Annotated in this window: 11 protein-coding genes; 6 read left to right on the top strand and 5 right to left on the bottom strand. The window is 72.3% G+C overall.

What is annotated here, in order from left to right:
* Window positions 1-64: 64 nt before the first annotated feature.
* Window positions 65-853: an SDR family oxidoreductase gene (locus tag AB0P07_RS18570; protein WP_365551863.1), complete on the top strand. Its 789-nt coding sequence runs from the start codon at window positions 65-67 to the stop codon at window positions 851-853.
* Window positions 854-897: 44 nt separating this feature from the next.
* On the opposite strand, the gene AB0P07_RS18565 is transcribed toward AB0P07_RS18570, so the two are convergent.
* The gene (locus tag AB0P07_RS18565) at window positions 898-2,427 is read right to left on the bottom strand and encodes an IucA/IucC family protein (protein ID WP_365551861.1); all 1,530 of its coding nucleotides are present in this window, start codon (window positions 2,425-2,427) and stop codon (window positions 898-900) included.
* 153 nt (window positions 2,428-2,580) lie between these two features.
* Here AB0P07_RS18565 and AB0P07_RS18560 point away from each other — a divergent pair, with 153 nt between their 5' ends.
* From AB0P07_RS18560 to AB0P07_RS18550, 3 genes are all read left to right on the top strand, one after another.
* Window positions 2,581-4,107 (top strand): IucA/IucC family protein, encoded by a 1,527-nt coding sequence (locus AB0P07_RS18560; protein ID WP_365551859.1) that lies wholly within the window; start codon window positions 2,581-2,583, stop codon window positions 4,105-4,107.
* 62 nt (window positions 4,108-4,169) lie between these two features.
* Complete coding sequence (locus AB0P07_RS18555) at window positions 4,170-5,435, top strand: VWA domain-containing protein (RefSeq protein WP_365551857.1); 1,266 nt, start codon at window positions 4,170-4,172, stop codon at window positions 5,433-5,435.
* Window positions 5,435-6,241: a hypothetical protein gene (locus AB0P07_RS18550; RefSeq protein ID WP_365551855.1), complete on the top strand. Its 807-nt coding sequence runs from the start codon at window positions 5,435-5,437 to the stop codon at window positions 6,239-6,241. Before AB0P07_RS18555 ends, AB0P07_RS18550 begins: the two co-directional genes overlap by 1 nt.
* 42 nt (window positions 6,242-6,283) lie before the next feature.
* On the opposite strand, the gene AB0P07_RS18545 is transcribed toward AB0P07_RS18550, so the two are convergent.
* Window positions 6,284-6,946: a winged helix-turn-helix transcriptional regulator gene (locus tag AB0P07_RS18545; RefSeq protein ID WP_365551853.1), complete on the bottom strand. Its 663-nt coding sequence runs from the start codon at window positions 6,944-6,946 to the stop codon at window positions 6,284-6,286.
* 87 nt (window positions 6,947-7,033) lie between these two features.
* On the opposite strand from AB0P07_RS18545, the gene AB0P07_RS18540 reads away from it, so the two are divergent.
* Entirely contained in the window at window positions 7,034-8,242 is a 1,209-nt protein-coding gene (locus tag AB0P07_RS18540) for a pyridoxal phosphate-dependent aminotransferase (RefSeq protein WP_365551851.1), read from the top strand.
* 10 nt (window positions 8,243-8,252) lie between these two features.
* Here AB0P07_RS18540 and AB0P07_RS18535 read toward each other — a convergent pair whose 3' ends face one another.
* The 3 genes from AB0P07_RS18535 to AB0P07_RS18525 form a co-directional block, all read right to left on the bottom strand.
* Entirely contained in the window at window positions 8,253-8,714 is a 462-nt protein-coding gene (locus tag AB0P07_RS18535; RefSeq protein ID WP_365551849.1) for a hypothetical protein, read from the bottom strand.
* Window positions 8,715-8,805: 91 nt separating this feature from the next.
* A complete protein-coding gene (locus AB0P07_RS18530) occupies window positions 8,806-15,363 on the bottom strand; it encodes an RHS repeat-associated core domain-containing protein (protein WP_365551847.1) in 6,558 nt (2,185 codons plus the stop codon).
* A gap of 139 nt (window positions 15,364-15,502) precedes the next feature.
* On the bottom strand, window positions 15,503-19,192 hold the full coding sequence (locus tag AB0P07_RS18525; RefSeq protein WP_365551845.1) for a LamG domain-containing protein: 3,690 nt from the start codon (window positions 19,190-19,192) through the stop codon (window positions 15,503-15,505).
* A gap of 348 nt (window positions 19,193-19,540) precedes the next feature.
* Here AB0P07_RS18525 and AB0P07_RS18520 point away from each other — a divergent pair, with 348 nt between their 5' ends.
* Entirely contained in the window at window positions 19,541-20,140 is a 600-nt protein-coding gene (locus AB0P07_RS18520) for a histidine phosphatase family protein (RefSeq protein ID WP_365551843.1), read from the top strand.
* Window positions 20,141-20,157: the final 17 nt, after the last annotated feature.

The following is a 20,157-nucleotide window of genomic DNA, read 5'->3' as shown; positions in this document are numbered from 1 at the left end:
CCAGCACTTCGGGTGCCGCCACCGGCGCCCTGCCCGCACCCTCACCTTCTCCGGGGACCGCACCATGACATCCGCACCCATGTCCGTCGGGGCCTCCACGGCCGCCGCCGAATCCGCCGAGTTCTCCGGGAAGACCGCCGTCGTCACCGGGGCCGCGCGCGGCGTGGGCAGAGCGACCGTGGCGCTGCTCCACGCCCGCGGCGCCCGCGTCGTCGCCGTCGACCTGCGCCCCGACGTCACCGCGCTGCCGGACGCGTACCCCGGCGTACTCGCGGTGCGCGGCGACGTCACCGAGGAGGAGACCGCCGTCCGCGCGGTGCGCTGCGCACGCGACGCCTGCGGAGGACTCGACATCCTCGTGAACAACGCCGGACGCACCCTGGACAAACCCGTCACCGAGACGACCGCCGAGGACTGGGACGCCGTGATGGCCGTCAACGCCCGCGGGGCCTTCTTCTGCGCCCGCGAGGCCTTCCGCGCCATGGAGGACCGCGGCGGCGGCGCCATCGTCAGCACCGGTTCCTGCACCAGCACCGTCGCCCTGCCCGAAGGCGCCGCCTACAGTGCGTCGAAGGGCGTTCTGGCCCAGCTCACCAAGGTGCCCGCCGTCGAGGGCGGTCCCGTGGGCATTCGCGCCAACCTGGTGGCCGCGGGCGTCGTCGAGACCGACTTCCTCGACACGTTCCGCCCCGACAGCCGTGCGTACCTGAGGTCCTTCGCCGACGCACAGCCCCTGGGCCGGGTCGCGCAGCCCGAAGGGATCGCCGAGGTCCTGTGCTTCCTCGCGTCACCGCGCGCCGGCTTCGTCACCGGAGCCGTGGTCGCCGCCGACGGCGGCTTCACCGCGGTGTGACGCCGGCCCCCGTCCCGCCGGGGTGCGGGCCGGGACCGGGCCGCTCACGCCCCGCGCAGTGGGTTGGGCAGCGGCCGGTAGCGGGCGTCCGCGCCGTCCGCGCCGGTCCAGCGCAGCAGGAGGTTGGTCTTGGCCGGGAGGGACGGGGCGGCGAGCAGGGCCGGGATCTCGGGGAGGTCGTGACGGGCCAGCGCGCGGCGGACGGCGGGCCAGGGGTCGAGGCCGGGGTGGTACTCGGTCAGGGCGGCGGCCATCTCGTACAGGTGGTTGACGACCAGGCAGTAGACCAGGCGCTCCCAGCCGGCCGCCCTGGGCGTGTCCGGCAGCAGTCTGACGCCCTCCGCGTCCCGGAAGAGGGCCTGTACGGGGGTGCCCGCGGCGTCCACCGCCACCAGGGTGTTCTGGAGGTGCGCCTCCAGGACGACGCCGTCGTCGGCGAAGGCGGTCAGGACGGGCGGGACGACGGCGGCGAGATACGCCTCCCACCAGGCCGCCGGGTCCGCGGCGGCCGCCAGCGGGCTGCCGGGGAAGCCCTCCACGAGTGCGGCGGCCAGGAGCGGGGTCGCGCCGGGCAGGAGGTGGTCGCGCACTCCGTCGCGGACGACCACGGCCAGCTCCTCGAAGGCGAAGTCCACCGTGCGGTGGCCGCGGTCGCCGAGCCATGCGGCGGGCGGCCCGAGGGAGGCGAAGGCCTCGGTGACCGCCGTGTCGGTGCGGCGCAGCCGCATCAGGTCGTGGCGCCACAGGCGGCGGACGTCGTTGGTGATCCGCACGTCCAGGCTGAACTTCAGGAACAGGTCCCGTCCCGGCAGGTACTCGGGTGCGTACACGGTGCGGACCGCGGCCGTCGGCCAGACGAAGAAGCCGGTCGTGCCCACCCTGACGAGGCGGCCGTCGGCGAGGGCGGGGGCGAGGGCCGGTGCCGTCAGCTCCAGTTGCCACGGATGGGCGGGCAGCAGGCGGTAGCCGGGCGGGGCCTTGCCGAGGGCGTCCAGGGCGGCGGTGTCGCCCTGGTCCACGACGGTGTCCTCGCGCGCGGCGAGCAGCGTCAGGGGGAAGCGGGCGTACGCCTCGGGCGCGTACGGCAGCCAGCCGGCGTGCGGACCGCCGCCGCGCGCCTTGGGGGCGGGGTGGTGGGTGTGACCGGTGAGCAGGGACTGCTCGGAGCGGAGGTAGGGGTCCGCGGGCGGGGTGGCACGCGCGCGTGCCGTCAGCAGCGCGGCCACCGCGTCGCGGCTGTCGGTCATCTCGGTGGGCAGTTCGTGATTGGGCACACCGGTGTGCCGGCGCAGCGCCTCGGCGACGAGCTTCACCAGTTCGGCGTGGTCGACGCGGTGCCAGCCGTCCGCCGTGCGGACCTCCGGTTCGGCGGGGCGACGCCCGTGCCGCACCCGCAGCAGTCTGCCGCCGGGCAGCCGGTAGACGGGGCGGGGGCCGGGATACGGCAGCGGTACGGCCACCTCGCGCAGCAGGCAGTTCAGCAGCGGTACGGCCGCGTGGGCGTCGGCGCGTCGCGCCGCGTCGTCCCGGGAGTCGGCGCCGGTGGGCGGGGGCAGGAGATCCACGCGTTCCACTCGTTCCCTACGGTCGGTCGATGGCGGAGAGGAGGACGGAGACGATCAGTATGTCTCCCGTCGTGCCTCCGGTCGTGTCGCTCGTCATGACCCCCGCCCGCCTTCCGTCGAGACGTTCCACCGTGCCCCCACCCGCACCCGAGGAGCCAGCCCGTGCATCGTCCCCCCAGTGCGGCGACCGAGGTCGCCGAGGAGCTGGCGGCCGTCCGTCCCCGTCTGGTCGCCCGGTTCACGGCCGAACTGCCCGGCGCCCGCGCGGCCGTGCTGTCCCGGCTGTGGCGCGCCCTCGCCTTCGAACCGCTGCCGTGGGTCGAGGGCCGGGAGCGGGCCGGGGACTGTCTGGTCCTGCGGCTGCGGGACGGCCGCCGGCTGACCGGTCCGGCCGCCGATCCCTACCGCACGGACGCGTACGTCGCACTCGTACGGCTGGACGAGGTGCCGTACGACGATCCGGAGCGGCTGATGACCGACCTCGCCGTACCCCACTCCACGGGGTTCGCCGCCGAACTCGGACACAGCGCGGCGTCGTTGGCGTTGTCCCGCGCGGCGCAGCGCCGGGCGGCGGGTGGGGCGGCGCGGGAGAATCACCCGGACGAGTGGCCGGACAGCGACTGGGAGTGGGAGCGGAGGGTGGTCGACGGGCATCCGTACCACCCGGGCTGCCGCGCGCGGCCGGGGTTCTCGGTGGCGGAGCAGCTGGCCTACGGGCCGGAGCACGGACCGGTGGTGGGGCTCGGCCTGGTGCCGGTGGCGGCGGCGGAGTCCCTGGTGACGGGGGTGTGGCCGCGCGAGCTGCGGGACGGGGCGCGGGTGCTGGTCCCGGTGCATCCGTGGCAGGCGGCACATGTGCTCGAGGTGCCCTGCGAGCCGGGGCTCGACGGGCATCCGCTGATGTCCCTGCGGACCCTCGCCGTACCCGACGGCCCGCACGTCAAGACCGCTCTCAGCGCCCGGCTGACGTCCTCGGTGCGGGACATCTCGGTCGCCTCGGTCGCCGCGTCGGCGGCCCTGTCGTCGCTCGGGGAGGAGCTGGCGGCGCGCACGGACGGCCTGCTCCACGTGACCCGCACGCTGGGCGCGGCCACCGCCCACTCCCCCGACCTGGCCGCCGTACTGCGCGAGTCGCCGCAGGGGTACGGCGGCCCGGGTGAGCACGTCGTCCCGGTGGCGGCGCTGACGACCACCGAACTGCCCGGCTCTCCCGCGTGGTTGGCGGCCTTCGCCCGTCTCGCCCTCACCGTCGGGCTGCGTGCGCTGGAGCTGGGCGTGGCCCTGGAGGCCCACGGTCAGAACCTGCTGGTCGTGCTGTCCGCGACGGGCGCTCCGCTGCGCCTGGTCTACCGCGACCTGGCCGACATCCGGGTCTCGCCGGCCCGCCTGGCCCGGCACGGCATCGACGCCGCCGGCCTGCCCGCGCGTGTGCGCACCGACGAACCGGCCGTGCTGCGCCGGAAGTCGTTCGGCTCCCTGGTGGGCGGCGCGCTGGCGGCGACGGCCGGCTCGGGCGAGGCGCTGCGCAAGGCGCTGGAGGCGGCGGTGCCCGAACTGCCGGGAACCGAGGACCTCGTGGCCCTGCGCGAGAGGCCCCTGCCGGTGAAGGCGCTGACGTTGATGCGGACTTCACCGGCAGGACCGGGGGATCTGTGGACGGAGCTGCCCAATCCCCTGCGGTGCGGGTGACGTCGGGGCATCGGCGCGGTCTCGTTTTGGAGCGCGGCACCACTGATCAATAGGATCCGCCGATGATCACAAGAACACGGCTGGCGACGGGTGCCTGTGCCCTGCTCGCCGCGCTGGCGGCCGGGATGGCGTTCCCGGCCGGGGCGGTCGCCGGTGAACCCACGGGTGAGGACGCGCCGAAGGTCGACCTCGTGCTCGACGCCAGCGGTTCGATGCGGACCCGGGACATCGACGGCGGCACGCGCATGGCCGCGGCGAAGCAGGCGTTCAACGAGGTGCTCGACGCGACGCCGGAGGAGGTGCAGCTCGGCATCCGCACGCTGGGCGCCGACTACCCGGGCGACGACCGCAAGACCGGCTGCAAGGACACCGCGCAGCTCTACCCGGTCGGCCCGCTGGACCGCACCGAGGCGAAGACGGCGGTGGCGACCCTGTCGCCGACCGGCTGGACGCCGATCGGGCCCGCGCTGCTGAAGGCGGCCGACGACCTCGACGGCGGCGACGGTTCCAAGCGGATCGTGCTGATCAGCGACGGCGAGGACACCTGCGCCCCGCTGGACCCGTGCGAGGTGGCCCGCGAGATCGCCGCCAAGGGCATCGGGCTGACCATCGACACGCTGGGACTGGTCCCCAACACCAAGATGCGCCAGCAGCTCAGCTGCATCGCCGAGGCGACCGGCGGCACGTACACGTCGGTGGAGCACACCGACGAACTGACCGACAAGGTCAATCAGTTGGTGGACCGGGCGGCGGACCCGGTGGTGACGCCGGTCGCCACCGAGGGCGCGGACGCGTGCGCGAAGGCTCCGACGCTCAAGTCGGGGCTGTACACCGACCGCGAGGAGTTCGGGCAGCAGCGCTGGTACCGGGTGGACGTGGAGCCCGGCCAGGAGCTGCGCGCCTCCGTGAGCGTGGGCGCCGACCGGGCCGTGAACCCGTCCTACGGGGTGCTGCTGCGGGCGGTGACCGTGCACGGCCGGGAGATCGTGCGCGGGGAGGCGGCGGGCAACGGCCGCACCGACGTGCTCTCGACGGGGCTGCGCTACCCGAAGCAGGAGAGCGACGAGGAGGACGCCCCGGCCGAGGCCGTGTGCCTCCAGGTCACCAACTCCTTCTCCGTCGCCTCCGGTGTGAAGACCACGCCCGGTCTGCCGCTGGAGCTGACCGTCGACGTGGTGGACGGCCCGGGCGACTCCGACGACGTGGCCGCCTTCGGCCTCGGGCGCGGCTGGTGGCTGCTCGGCCTGCTGGTGCTGGTCGGCTTCCTCGCCGGTCTGCTGTGGGGCTGGCTCTCGCGCTGGCGGTTCGCGATCTGGAGGACCAACTGATGCGATTCACCCGAGTGTTGAGCACGGCCGTGCTGCTGCTCGGCCTCGCCGCGGCTCCCGCGGCGGCCGACTCCTCGCCCTCCGCGAGCCCTTCGGGGGACGGTGACGCGCCGACCACGGCCGGCACCTCCTTCCGTACGGCGGCCGAGTTCGAGCAGGGGCAGGTCGCCACGGCGGGCGGTGCCGCGGGCGACTACCTGTACTGGTCGTTCCCGGCCGACGCCGGGCAGCGGCCCACCGTGCAGGCCACGGTGAAGCTGCCCGAGACGCATGCCGCCCAGACCTGGCGCATCGACGTGTACGACGGTCTGCGCCGCCGCCAGGCCTGCCAATGGGGCGCCCAGACCCGCACCGCGGACGCGGGCACCTCCTCCCTGGAGCTGGCCTGCGTCCTGCGCACCGTGCGCGCCTGGTCCGAGCCGTGGGCCAACGACCCGCTGCCGGGCACGTACTACCTCCGGCTGACGGCGGTGAACGTGCCGACCTCCGATCTCGGCGTGCCGGTCTCCGCCGAGGTCCGGGTGGACTCCAAGGACATCGGCGGCGCCGCGGCGGTGGACGGTTCGCTGGCCGAGCCGCTGGTGCCGGGCATCGCGGTGACGTCCGGTGCCGACCAGGGCGACGAGGACGAGAAGAGCGCCGTACTGTCCGCCATCGAGCCGGAGGACGGCTGGTCGTCGGGCTGGTGGTCGGACCGCTGGGTGTGGAGTGGGATCGGGGCCGTACTGGCCGCGCTCGCGGGCATCGGCGGTTACGCGCTGACCCGGGGTTCGGGACGGCCGTCCCGGGTGCCGCCGGGGGCTTGACCGGTTGTCAGGAGGCCCGCCACCGGCGGGCCTCCTGCCGTTTCACCCCTCCCGCAGGGCCTTGGCCGCCGGGCCGTCGCCGGTGACCTCGACGCGGCCGTCGCGCACCGCGTCCAGCAGACCGGTCTCCCCGCGGCCGAGGGCCGCGCAGGTCCCGGCGTCCAGCACGAGCCGGGCGTCGGGCTCGCCGGGCGCGGGCCCGTCGGCGTACACGCGACCGCCCTCCTCCTCGGCCCCGGCAACGGCGTCGGCGTACAGGTGGAAATCCCCCTCATCCAGCCGCACTTCGACGACTCCCTCCGCCGCCCCGGCCTCCCGCAGGGCCCGCAGCAGGGGCAGTGCGAACCAGTGCGCCCGTACGGCGTCCGTGGGCCGCCGCTCCCCCAGCTCGCCCGCGCCCCAGGCGCCGAGCGCCTCCAGCACCGGCAGCAGGGCCCGCCCCCGCGCGGTGAGTTCGTAGACGTAGGCCGCCCCGGGCGGGGGCAGCCGGCGCCGTGTCGCGAGCCCGTCGCGCTCCATGTCCCTGAGCCGCGAGGCGAGTACGTCCGTGCTGACGCCGGGCAGGTCGGCGTGCAGGTCGGTGTAGCGCCGCGGGCCGGCGAGCAGCTCCCGGACGATCAGCAGGGTCCAGCGGTCGCCGACGGCGTCGAGGGCGCGTGCGGCGGAACAGTACTGGTCGTAGCTACGGCGAGCGCGTGGTGACATGCGACGCAGTGTAGACAAGTTGTTGGACTTTCCAAGCTTCTACTTGGTAAAACCAAGCAACACCAGATTCCGGAGGGGAAGCCGCGCATGGAGTTCCGGCAGTCGAACAAGCTCAGCGAGGTCTGTTACGAGATCCGCGGCCCGGTCATCGAGCACGCCAACGCGCTGGAGGAGGCGGGCCACAGCGTGCTGCGCCTGAACACCGGCAACCCGGCGCTCTTCGGCTTCGAGGCGCCGGAGGAGATCGTCCAGGACATGATCCGGATGCTGCCGCAGGCGCACGGCTACACCGACTCGCGCGGCATCCTCTCCGCCCGCCGGGCCGTCGCCCAGCGCTACCAGGCCCTCGGCCTGGAGGTCGACGTGGACGACGTCTACCTGGGCAACGGCGTCTCCGAGCTGATCTCCATGGCCGTGCAGGCCCTCCTGGAGGACGGCGACGAGGTGCTGATCCCCGCCCCCGACTTCCCCCTCTGGACGGCGGTGACCACCCTCGCGGGCGGCAGGGCGGTGCACTACCTCTGCGACGAGCAGGCGGAGTGGTACCCGGACCTGGCCGACATGGAGTCAAAAATCACCGACCGCACCAAGGCGGTCGTCATCATCAACCCCAACAACCCCACCGGCGCCGTCTACCCCAAGGAGATCGTCGAGGGCATCCTCAACCTCGCCCGGCGGCACGGCCTGATGGTCTTCGCCGACGAGATCTACGACCAGATCCTGTACGACGACGCCGTGCACCACTCGGCCGCGTCCCTCGCCCCCGACCTGGTGGTGCTGACCTTCTGCGGCCTGTCCAAGACCTACCGGGTGGCGGGCTTCCGCTCCGGCTGGCTGGTGGTGACGGGGCCGAAGCAGCACGCGAAGGACTACCTGGAGGGCCTGACCATGCTGGCCTCCATGCGCCTGTGCGCCAACGCCCCCGCCCAGTACGCCATCCAGGCCGCGCTCGGCGGCCGCCAGTCCATCCGCGAACTGACCGCACCCGGCGGGCGGCTGCGCGAACAGCGGGACGTGGCCTGGGAGAAGCTCAACGAGATCCCCGGCGTCTCCTGCGTCAAGCCCAAGGGCGCGCTGTACGCCTTCCCGCGGATCGACCCGGCCGTCCACCGGATCCACGACGACGAGCGCTTCGTCCTCGACCTGCTGCTCAGGGAGAAGATCCAGGTGGTGCAGGGCACGGGCTTCAACTGGCCCTCCCCCGACCACTTCCGCATCCTGACCCTGCCCCACGCGGAGGACCTGGAGGCGGCGATCGGGCGCATCGGACGCTTCCTGAGCGGCTACCGCCAGTAACGGCGCACGCTCAGCCCTTCCGGGTGAAGCGGACGCCCAGGTCGCAGGGGGTCTCCGGGTCCGACGTGGCGCACAGGGTGCCGCCGTCGTCGACGACCGTCAGCGTGAGTCGGCAGGGCTCGTCGGACTGCTCGGCAAAGGACAGGCCGATCTCCGATCCCGACCGGGCCCGCGGTGAGGTCATGTACAGGCCGTCGCCGTCGTCGGCGAAGAAGGCCCAGTCGCCGCCGGTGTCCCCGCCGGGGCAGCCGGTGCCGGCGAGCTTGCCCGAGTCGAGCCCGGACGCGGTGAAGGTGCGGTCGGCGGTCAGGGCGAGGGCCGTGCCGTCGCCGGCCTGCCAGGCGCCGGTGACGCGGTCGGCCGGGACCGTGGCGGCCCGCGTGCCGGTGCCGTCGCACGCCGTGGCCGCCAGCAGGGTGATCAGCACGGCGGCAGTCCAGCGGACGGCGGGCGCGAAGGGTGTCTTGAACACGGAGGAATCCTAGAAGGGTGCCTGATGCGGTGGTGGTCCGGGGCAGCGGGCCGCCCCGGACCACCGGGTGTCTGTCACGGTCGCGGCGGTGCTACTCCAGCCACTCCGAGTAGTTCACGCACTCGTTGATGGGCCACTTCTCCTCCCAGGAGAAGTCCTCGCGGACCGCCGCCCCGAAGGTGTCCTCGAACGCGGGGTTCCACGAGCGGGGGACGACGTGGGTCGCGGACCGCCAGTCGGAGCCGTTCCAGGCGGTGAACTTGAGCGTGACCGAACCCTCCTTCTTGTTGATCGAGCTGATCCGGGCCTTGCCGCTGTACGTACCCAGGAAGGCGTCGGCCTGGTTGCCGGTGCCCACGGCGCCGTTGGTCAGCACACCCGCGATGTCCTTGGCCGCACCGCGCAGCGAGTTGAACTTGTACCAGGGGCTGCCGGGCTCGGGACCCTCGTCCACGTACTGGAACCCGACCTCCTTGGCGTAGGCCCCCTTCGTGCCCTTGCGGGCCTGACCGACCATCTTCGACCGCAGGCCGGAGATGGTCTCGTCCTGCGCCAGGATCGACGTGAAGGCGTCGCCGCCGCGGAAGTCCTGGTGCTCGCGCAGCGGGTAGCCACCGCCCCAGAGCCAGCCGAAGAACAGGGAGCGGGAGGTCTCCCAGCGGTTGGCGGCCTTGGGATCGCTGACGATGCCCCAGTCGGGCATCGATGCGAGCATCTCCTCCAGGCTCTGGGAGGGCGGGTTGAAGGGCAGGTCCCACGACTTGGTGATGTAGTTGTAGGTCGCCCCCGGCGTCCACTGCTTGGTCAGCGGCTGGGTCCAGCCACCGGACGAGGTGGGCGCCGTGCCGCCCCAGCCACCCCCGCCGCCCGAGCCACCGAGCGAGCCGACGGCCGTGATCGCTGCGCCGACCGCGCCGATCACCGCGCCCACGACACCCCCGATGATCGCCCCGATGGCGCCGAGGAGGCCGCCGAGACCGTCGCTGGTACCGCTCGGGTCGGAGTTGGTGACCGGGCTGTTGCTGGCGTAGGCGTAGCCGTTGAGGGTGTTGGGCTTGTCCGGCTCGAGCAGCGGGTCGACGCTGAGGAACCGTCCCGTGCCCGGGTCGTACTGACGGGCGCCGAGCTGGGTGAGTCCGGTCGTGGCGTCGGCCGGCTTGCCCAGGAAGCCCTTGTCGTCGGGCCAGGCCCCGGAGGCCGTGCCGCGCGGGGCGCCGAACGGCGTGGACCACCGCTTGGCGAAGGCCAGCGTGTCGGCGTTGATCGCCAGCCCCGAGGTGCCGTGGTGGTCACCGGCGACGAAGGTGAGCTTCGTGCCGCTGACGCCCGCGGTGGAGGTGCGGACGGCGATGACGGACGAGCCGGCCTTGTAGGTGCGGGCCCCGGAGAGCGCCTTGGCCGCGCCGTTGCCGCTCACCTTGAGGTGGACCTCGGTGGTGCCCAGGTACAGGACGGTCTCGCCGTCCGTGGTGGTGGGGCGGCGGATGAGCAGGTCGCCGCCGGCGTCGTACACGTAGGCCGTGCCGGTGGCCGCCTTGCCGCCCTCGGCGGGCTCGCTCGCGGTGGCGAGCCTGCCCTCGGAGTTCCAGTCCAGGGTCTGGGTGGCCTGGACGCCGGGCCGGGTCTCGGTGTTGCCGGTGGCGTCGTAGGTGTACGACGCCGTCTTGTCGCCGGTCACCGTGGAGGACAGGACGTGCGGCCCACCCTCGGCCGTGCCGTACTCGTACTCCGTCGTGACGTCGCCCGACGCGCCGTGCTCGGTCTGCCGTGAGCGCAGCCCGGACTCGTTGTACTGGTAGCTGGTCCAGTACGGCGCCGCCCCGCCGAGGTTGGCGACGGTGCGGCCGGCCGCGGAGCAGTCGGCGGACTTGGGCGTCCATGCCTCGCTCAGCCGGCGGTGGCCGTCGTACGTGAAGCACTGGTGGTCCGCCTTGCCGGTGCCGCCCAGGGTGGTGGCGTCGGAGACGGCGGTGACGTTGCCGGCGTCGTCCTGCTGGTACTTCAGCTCCTGGAGCATGAAACCGTGGACGTCGTCGGTGACGTACGACCGGGTGAGGCGGCGGGTGCCGGCCTCGTAGTCGTTGTTGAGATAGACCTTCTTCGCTCCGGTCGGGTCGGTGGCCAGCGTCATCTGGCGCAGATCCCCGAGGGGCGAGTACGCCGTCTGCTGGAGGTAGCCGGTGGTGCCCTTGGCGGTCAGCACCTGGCCGAGCTCGTCGTAGGTGTAGGACACGGTCTCGGCGGACAGGCCGGCCACCGCGGGCGCGGCCGCCTGCTTGACGGTGCCGTCGAGGTTGTAGCCCGTGGAGAAGGCCAGCTTGGCGGGCACGCCGGCCGCGACCAGCGGGTCGTTCCCCGGGAGGGTCAGTTCGTTGTTGGTGACCTTGTACAGGGGGTCGTAGCGGGTGACCTTCTGGACGTAGGCCCTGCCGGTCGCGCCGCCCTCGTAGCGCACGGCCGTGTCCTGCTGGCCCTTGGCGAGGGTGTCGAAGGTCCAGGCCGCCAGCTTGCCGGCGTCGGTCTTCGCCGACTGCCACATGCCCGTCTTGCGGCCCAGCACGTCGTACTCGAACAGCAGCGCCTTGCCGCGGCCGTCGGTGGACTTCACCGCCTGGTCGAGCTCGTTGTGCTGGGTGAGCGTCGTGCCCTTGTCGGGGTCGGTGACGGACACCTGGCGGCCGAAGAGGTCGTAGGCGTACGTCCACGCGGACCGGTCGTGCGCGGTGATCGACTCCTGCCGGTCGGCGGCGTCGAAGGTGTACCGGGTGGTCAGGTAGTCCGTGCCGGCCGGGCGCGGGCCCGCGTAGTCACGGCGCTCCACGGTCCGTCCGAACGCGTCGGTGACCACCGCGTTGGCCGAGCCGCCCTCCGGGGCACCGGTGAGGACCAGGTCGCCCCGGTAGGCGGTGTCGACGGTCCATTCGGTGACGCCGTAGCTCTTGGTGACCGCCCTGGTGACGCGGCCCATGCCGTCGTACACGCTGTCGGTCTGCCGGGGTGCCTGGCCGCCGTCGATCTGCACGATCTTGCCGGACGGGGCCGCGGAGTCGTCCCAGATGTCCGACTGCGCGGTCACCGGCAGGCCACGGCCGTCGTAGAGGGTCTGCGCGATGATCCGGCCGCCCCGGGCCGAGGGCGCCTGCACCTGCCGGGTGCGCAGCAGCGAGTCGTAGATCTCGTAGGTGGTGTGGTAGCCGGAGCCGTCGCCGTTCAGGGTGGCGCTGGAGACCCACGGCAGCGACGTGGACTTCACGCTGTAGCCGTAGACGTAGTTGGCGGTCTTGCCGAGCGCGCGGGAGCGGTTCGGCAGCCACACGGCGGTGACGCGGCCCAGACTGTCGTAGCTGCTCTCGGTCACCTTCCCGTTGGCGTCGGTGACCTTCAGGTCCGCGCCCAGCGCGAAGTCCTTGACCGTGGTGGTCCGGTGTCCCTTGGCGTTGACGACCGCGGTGGAGGTCAGCGGACCGGCCGCGGGCGGCTGGTACTCGGTCTTGGAGGTGATGACGTTGTTCGTGTTCTTCACCTGGACCGGGCGGCCCAGCGTGTCGAAGTCGGTGACGGCCGTCATCTGCCACAGCGGCTGGTCGTCACCGCCGTAGCCCTTGGCGCGTCCGGACCAGCGCGCGTCGCCCCTGGTGGGCTTCTGCGTGGCGGACCAGGTGGTCGTGTCGTAGGCGGTGGCCTTGTCGGAGACGACGTCGCCGGGGCGCGTGGCGTCCGCCGGCAGGTCCAGGGCGGAGTCGGTGACCGAGCAGGCCCGGCCCACGATCCGGGTCCGGGAGACCAGTGCGGTCAGTCCCGCGGCGTCGTTGCGGGCGTACCAGGTGCGGGTGCACTTCTCGTCCCCCGTGACGGAGTCGTCACCGAGGTCCTCGACCGACACGGGCATGCCGTAGGCGTCGTAGCTCGTCCTCGTGGTGCGCACCCGGTCGTAGGGGTTGAGCCGGCTGGTGATGCGGGTGCGGGCGTGCGAGGCGCCCACGCGCACGTAGTACGCCTCGGTGTCGGCGTACGACTTGTGCTGGGTCGCCGTCCGCTTGGACCAGGGGTCGTTGACGGTGCCGGAGATCTCCTTGTCGCCGTCGTAGGCGACGCTCTCGCGCTGGAAGCCGGCCAGTCGGTCGGAGTCGGTGACGGCGGCGGCGGTGACGCCGGAGACCTCCACCTTCCTGCGCCGGTCCGGGTCGGGGGTCTTGCCGTCGCTGCCGAGGACGCGGTCCCCGTCCATGCCGCGCAGGTACACGGTGACGGTCTTGGCCCGGGTGCCGTCGGACGGCCCGGTGTAATGGGTGACCTTGCCGTAGCCGCGCCACTGGGACCAGGTGCGTTCCTTGGCGGGGGTCAGCGGGTCGTCGTTGTAGTGCCAGGCACCGCCGCCGGAGTACTCGTAGGTGTGCTGCACGGCCTCGGAGCCGCCCAGCGGGTCGGTGGTGCGCACGGAGCTGACGGGGTACTTCTGGAACCAGTCGAGGATCGGCTCCTGCTGGCCGTAGGGCGACCAGTACACCGGGAAGCAGCGACCGGTGTTCTCGTCCACCTCGGGCATGGTCTGCCCGGCCACGCAGTCCGCGGGCAGGTAGTCGACGACGGTCTGCGCGCCGGTCTCGGAGACGACGGTCTTCAGCCGGGGCCGCTCGAAGGACAGGATGTCATCGCTGGGTCCGTCCACCCGGTTCGGGAGGAAGACGTGGGAGAACTTCACCGCGTCCAGGGAGAGGTCGCTGCCGTGCTTGCCGGTGTGCTTGATCTCGTCCAGCCACAGCGACTGGTCGGTGGAGTCACCGGTGTCGCCCGGGTCGAGGTAGAGGTGCTTGAGGGCCCAGGTGTCGACCGGCGAGAAGGCGGGGGTGGCCGCCGCGGCGTCCCAGGCGTAGGTGGTGACCGAGGTCAGCAGCTTGCGGGTGAAGAACGACGGGCTGTCCAGGTACGGGCACTTGTCGCCGTCCTTGCAGATCCGGTCGAACGGCACGTCGGGCCAGTTGTCCCGGGTGTCCTCGGTGAGCGCGTCGCAGCCGGTGCCGGAGGCCAGGCAGCGCTCGGCGTGACCGAACACGATCTTGTGCGAGGCTTCCGGGGTGCCGGAGAAGAGGGAACCGGCTCGCTGTCCGTAGCGGATCTCCTTCAGGTAGCCGCCGCGGATGTACGACGTGCCGGTGTCGTCGTCGCCGAGTTTGTCGTAGTTGTTGGTGTCGTCCTCGTACCAGTAGGTCGTGGCGTTGCCGTGGCTGTCCTCGGCATAGTCGAGGTTCCACCGCCATGCCTGCTTCTTGTCGCGCGAGGTGAAGCCGGTTCCGTCGGCGTAGCCGGGCTCACCCTCGTCGTCCCCGAAGACCGGGACGGTCCACACCGACTTGGTGCGGACGTCGGCGGCGGCGCCGTCCAGCTTGTTCAGGCCGAACACGAAACGGGTGCCGTCGCCCGTGGTGACGGTCCAGTACTCCCCGTTGTCGTCGCCGTTGTCCGCGCCGGTGGAGTGGGTGACCTTGGAGGCGTCGTCGTTCTTCAGCCGCCACTGGCCGGTGGTGTCGTCCTTGACCAGCTCGGTGGCCTTGCCGTTGAGGACGAGGGAGGCGTTGTCGTACTTCCAGCACAGGTCGTGCCGGTCCTTGTGCCCGTCGTCGGTGCACGAGCCGTACTTGCGCTCGATGAAGGACGAGGTGATGTCGAAGCCCTCGCCGACCTCGGTGCCCTGGTTGTTGCTGGTGGAGGTGCGGCCGTCGACACTGCCGGAGTCGTAGGAGATCTCCAGCTTCGGGGCCTCGCCGGCGGCCGGCTCGGGCGCCTTCAGCGGGTAGGACCAGGTGAACGAGCCGGAGCTGCCGCCGGCCTCCCAGGTCGACGACGGCGACAGCGGCGTCGCCTTGTAGTCGCCGTCGGCGGAGGCGGTGCCGGCCGCCAGAGCGAGGGTCATGGTCTGCCCGGAGGTCGCCTTCGGGGCGAAGGCGAGGTCGGCGGTGAGCCGTTCGTCGCCGCGCGCGTTGGTGAACCTCACCGGCGTCGCGGGCGGGCAGGCGGCACCGGCGGTGCAGTCGGGCAGGCGCAGCACCTGGAGGCGGCCGGCCCAGTCTCCGCCGTAGGCGGAGGCGAACCCCGAGTAGTCGATGCCGAGGCGGGCCGCGCCGCCGTCGGTGGGGCCGGTGACCTTCAGGACGACGCCCTTGACGCCGAGGCCGCGGGCGGCGCCCTGGTCCAGCACGTCGACCTTGACGCTGTGGGCGCGCTTGGTCTTCTTCGCCGCCGGCGGGGCGAGGGTGACGGGCAGCCGACCGGGGGCGGCCTCGGCGGTCGCGGCCCCGGACGCGGTCAGGCGGGCCGAGCCGTGGGTGGGCCAACTGGTGTCGCGGGACTGGTCCTTGACGGCACGGCCGGCGGCTCTCTGGTCGGCGCGTGCGGCGTCGCGGACGACGGCCGCGGTCCGGGCGTTCTGCTTCGCCTCGAACGGCGCCACCTGCTGGGCGCTCGGCGCGGACAGCTCGGGCCTGCCGAGCGGGTCCACGTCGTCGGCGGTGGCGGCGGGGGCGAGCAGGCCGGACAGCAGGGTGATGCCGACGAGCGAGCTGACGCGGCGCAGCCAGGGACGTGCCGCCCGGCGCCGGTGGAGGCCGGGTCCGGTCCCCGCGCGGGGGACCCCCAGGGGTTGGTGTCTCATGGGATTCCTTGTCCGAGAAGGAAACGTCGAAGGGGCCCGGCGCCGAAGGCGGGCGCCGGTTCGCGACGGACGGAGCGAGCCGGTCCGGGGGCGCGGGTGACCGCGCCCCCGGACCGGCTCAGGAAGGGAAGGGCGCCGTTCAGACGCCGTCGAGGACCTGCGATCGGACCTGGTCGGCGCTCATCGCGCCGGTCCACACGCGCAGTTCCTCCAGGGCGCCGGGCAGGTGGTGCCCGGTGGTGCCGCCCTGGCTGCCGCGGCCCACGGTAAGGGCCCCGGTGCCGTACTGGGGGGTGGTGAAGCCGGACTCGGTCTCCGACGGCTGGTCGAACTCGCCGACGTAGAGGTGGAGTCTGCCGTAGCGGGTCTCCGTCTTGGCCGGGTCGGCCGGGTCCGTCCACTCCCAGGATTCCTGGGCGTCGAAGACGCCGGTGACCTGCACCCAGGTGTCGGTCTCGGCGATGTCTCCGCCCGGCGCCTCGGCGGACGTGGTCGCCTTGCCGTCGGCGCCTACGGCGGTGCGGGTGAACTTCCACTGGTAGACGCCGTCGGCGGGCTTCACCGCCCACAGTGCCCAGGAGGACTCACCGGCACTCGCCTGCTGCCCGGCGACCAGGGCCCGGTAACCGACCGGCTTCGAGGCGAGCTCGGCGGAGTTCAGCTGGACACGGGCGGAGACCGTGAAGGAACCGGTCTCGTCGACGACCGGGCCGGTCGCGGAGGCGTAGCCCGCGGTGCCGTCCAGGACGAGGGCGTTGTTCTCCTCGTCCAGCACCGCCCCGGTGGCCGACAGAGTCAGGCTCGGCGCGGGGTAGGCGGAGAGCTCCTTGACCGTGGTGCCGGTGGACGACGCGGCGTCCCACTGCGCGACGAGTTCGTTGGCCGGCACGCCCTCCTCGAGGAGCTGCGCCTGCTGGGTGATCTCGTCCGGGGTCAGCACGCGCTGCCAGGCGTTCACCTCGTCCAGGCGGCCGCGGAAGTGCTCGCCCCAGACGCCGCCGACCAGGGAGCGGCCGATCTGCAGGCCCCCGGAGGAGACCCACGGCTGGTAGGCGGTCGACAGGGTGCCGAGTACCACGGGCTTGCCCTGCGGGCGTCCGTTGACGAACAGCTGGACGGTGTCGTTCGCCTTGTCGGTGTCGTTCTTCGTGTCGAACACTGCGGCCAGGTGCGTCCACACCTTCAGCGGCGGGTTGGTGGCGTCACCGAGCGACCGGAGGTATACCGGCTTGTCCTTGACGTCGCCGGCGGTCCGGTTGAAGACCCACTTCTTGTACGAGGCCGAGTAGTACAGCGTGAACGCCGAACCGTAGGTGCCGGGAGCCGCCATCACCACCCGGGTCTGGGAGGTGTCGGTCAGATAGGCCCACGCCGAGACGGTGAAGGAGTCCCTCGTGTTCACGGCCGGGGCCGCGGTCGCGGCGTAGCCCGCCCGCTGCGTCGTGTCCGAACCGTCGTTGAGCCACAGCGAGTTGTCGGCGTCGCCGCGGCGGGCCAGCGTGGACCAGCCGGCGCCCGCGGTGTAGAGGGTGGCATCGTGCCGGGTGCCCTCGGCGGCGGTGTCCTTGGCGGTCGTCACGCCCGACCCGGGCAGGGCGTCGTCGAAGTGCCAGGTGCCCGTGGCACCGGCCGCGGGGGCGACCTTGAAGCTGAACTCCGCCGGTGCGCCCCAGCGGCTGCGGACGTCCTTGGCCTCCACGGAGAGCACCTGTGTGCCCGAGAGCGACGGTGTCACGTCGGAGACCGTGACGGACTTGCCGGTGACCGCCTTGGCCTCCTTGGCCGAGGTGGTCAGCAGCCGCCAGCGGTAGCCGGTGATGTCGGAGTCGGCGGCGTTGGGCTTGAAGGTGAAGGAACCGGCCACCCCGGGTCCGCCCTTGCCCTCGCACAGATCGGCGGTGCACTGGGTGTACGGCGAGACCGCGGTGACCACCGGGGCCTTGGGCGCCGTCGAGTCGATCTTGAAGTAGCACCATGAGGAGTAGGAGGAGAACAGGTCGCCGGACTTGCCGCTGTACGACCAGTGGGACTGGGTGCGCGAGCGCATCCGGTACAGACCGCCGTCCGCCCGGTTGGAGGTGCGCATCTTCTCCAGTGTCCCGTCGGGGTCCCAGCCGGAGGAGGGCCGGTAGCCGGACCACACCTGGTGCCAGGCCGCGTCGTCACCGCGCTCGACGACGAACTCGGACTGGAGCGAGCCCTCCTCGTCGCCCAGGTGGTGCTCGACCTGGGTCTGCACACGGGACTGCACCATGGGGTCGACACGGGTGACGATCAGCGGGTCGGAGGAGGAGGTCCGGCAGTAGGCGGTGGTGCCGTCGCCGGGGATGACGCCGACGCTGGTGGGCACGCCGGGCTTGAAGGCGTAGGTCACCTTGAGTTCGGCGTTGTCGTCGAACCGCTTCCACGCCTGGGGGTCGGACTCGTCCTTGGCCCGCAGCATCAGAGTGAGCCGGCTGATCTTGCCGTCGGCGAACTTGCGCACCGTGGAGGTGAGGTTCTCATCGGTCTCGTCCGGGTTGTCGTTGAACTCGATCCACCGGTCCGGCTGGTCCGGGCTGCACTGGCTGCCGCGTCCGGCCGAGACGTACCGGTCGCCCATCTGGTCCAGCTGGGTCGGGCCGGGCCACCGGGTGCCCTCCGAGATGTTGTTGGTGCGTTCCAGGTCCACCCACTTGGCCGAGCAGCTGAACGACCACGTCTCGTAGGCGCGGAAGGTGGCGTCGAGGACGTACTTGCCGGCGAGCTTGGACGGCGAGAACTCGAAGTACATGCGGTTCGTGTAGTTGCTGCCGCAGTAGTACGGGCCCGACACGCTGCACCGGCCGACGCCGTAGTCACCGTTGAACTGCCAGAACTTGTCGCCGTCGGACGACAGCACGGTGCGTTCGGACACGCCGAGGCCGACCGAGGGGTCGATGTAGACGGGGTAGACGGTGTCCGTGCCGCGCAGCAGGCCGAGGTCCGGCTCGACGGTGACGCTGTCGTCGTCGACCTGTACGGGCATGACGGCACTGGTGTCGCCGGAGCCGGGCTGGGTGCCCTCCTCGACCGGGTCGGGGACCTCGCCGCCGGTGTCGGCGGCGGTGGCGAACTGGGTTCGCACGCCGTCGGTGCCCGGACGTTCGTCCTGGCCGGCGGAGTCCCACATCTGGCCGGCCGGGCCCTTGAAGACGGTGTTGCCGTCGGTGTCGACGGCGCGCACCCCGCCCCCGGCTCCCGGCATCAGCCGCAGGTCGGTGGTGGAGGCGGTCAGCTCGATCCGCTCCAGGGCCGGATCGGCCGCGGCCCGGGGGGTCTTGACGACCAGGACCTCGCGGTATCCCTCGGCACTGGCGGTCAGCTCCAGGTCGACGCCGTCGAGCACCTCGGGGTAGACGGCCTTGGCGCCCTCCAACCGGGGCTCGGGCAGCCGGCCGGGCCAGTCGAGGTGCAGGCTGCCCTCGTCGTTGGCCAGGCGGATCAGGCCCGATCCGTCGCCGCCGCCGGAGAAGGACAGGTCGACGACGGCGGCCCGGGGGCCGACGCTGCCGTCCGGCCTGCGCTCCAGCGTGGCGTCCACGGCACGCCAGGTGCCGTCGTCGCCCTTGGCCCGCTGCGGGACCGCGGACTGCACGAGGGTGAAGGTGCCGTCCGGGTTGGCCGTGGTGGTGGTGTACTCGGTGCGCTCACCGGTGACCTCCACCTGCTCGCCGGCGGCCGCGGCACGCCGGGCGGCAGTGGCATGGTCGATCACCGCGTCCGAGGAGGCCGAGGTCGCCGCCGCCGGGGCCGCGGGGACCGCGGGAGCCGCGACGGCCGGCACGGCGAGCGCCGACATCGAGGCCATCAGGGCCACCGAGGTGACTGCGGCTGTCAGTCCTGCCGGACCGGTGATTCGTCTGTGCCGTTTGCCCCCGGCCGGGTTGTACCAGCGCACGCGTGCGCCCTCCCCCATAAATTCTCATGCAATCTTCACAATGCCTGCGTCAGTTAATAGCGTTCCCCCGCCCACAGCAAGCGTGTTCATGATCACAAATGATCAACTCATATGTCATATGGACAAATTGACGTCCCATGACGCACGAGAACGCCCGGTAACCTGCCCCGGAGCGTGCGGGGGTGGCCGAGTCGGTTCCGTGTGGCCCCCTGCGCATGTGGCACCGTGCTGACGAGCACGGCGGAAAGGTGGAGGTCCATGGGTGATCTTTTTCTGGTCCGGCACGGTGAGACCGAGTGGTCGCGGTCCGGGCGGCACACCGGGCTGACGGACGTCCCGCTGACGGAGAAGGGGCGGGAGCAGGCGCGGAGCCTGGTGCCGTTGATCCGGTCGCACCGGATCGGGGCGTCCTTCGTCAGCCCCTTCCAGCGGGCCCGGGAGACGGCCGAGCTGATCGGGCTGCACGAGGTGCGCGTCGACCCGGACCTGCACGAGTGGGACTACGGCGGCTACGAGGGGATCACGACCGTCGAGATCCACCGGAGCCGGCCGGACTGGTTCCTGTTCACCGACGGGGTCGCGTCCGGGCCGCCGGACCACCCCGGGGAGACGCCCGAGCAGGTGGGCGAGCGGGCCGACCGGATGCTGGCCCGGGTGGAGGCCGCCTTCGCCAACACCGAAGGGTGCGTGGTGCTGGTGGCGCACGGGCACTTCCTGCGCGTGCTCACCGCCCGGCACCTGGGCCTTCCCGCATCGCACGGCGCCCTGTTCCAGCTGGGCACGGGCACCCTGTGCCGACTGGGTACCGAGCACGGGCGGCCGGTGATCGCCGCCTGGAATGTCAGACCTCCGTCGTAGTCTTCGAAGTCCGCGAA

The organism is Streptomyces sp. NPDC085944 (genome assembly GCF_040686295.1).
GTDB classification, from domain to species: domain Bacteria; phylum Actinomycetota; class Actinomycetes; order Streptomycetales; family Streptomycetaceae; genus Streptomyces; species Streptomyces salinarius.
This window is presented reverse-complemented; position numbering and strand designations above follow the sequence as displayed.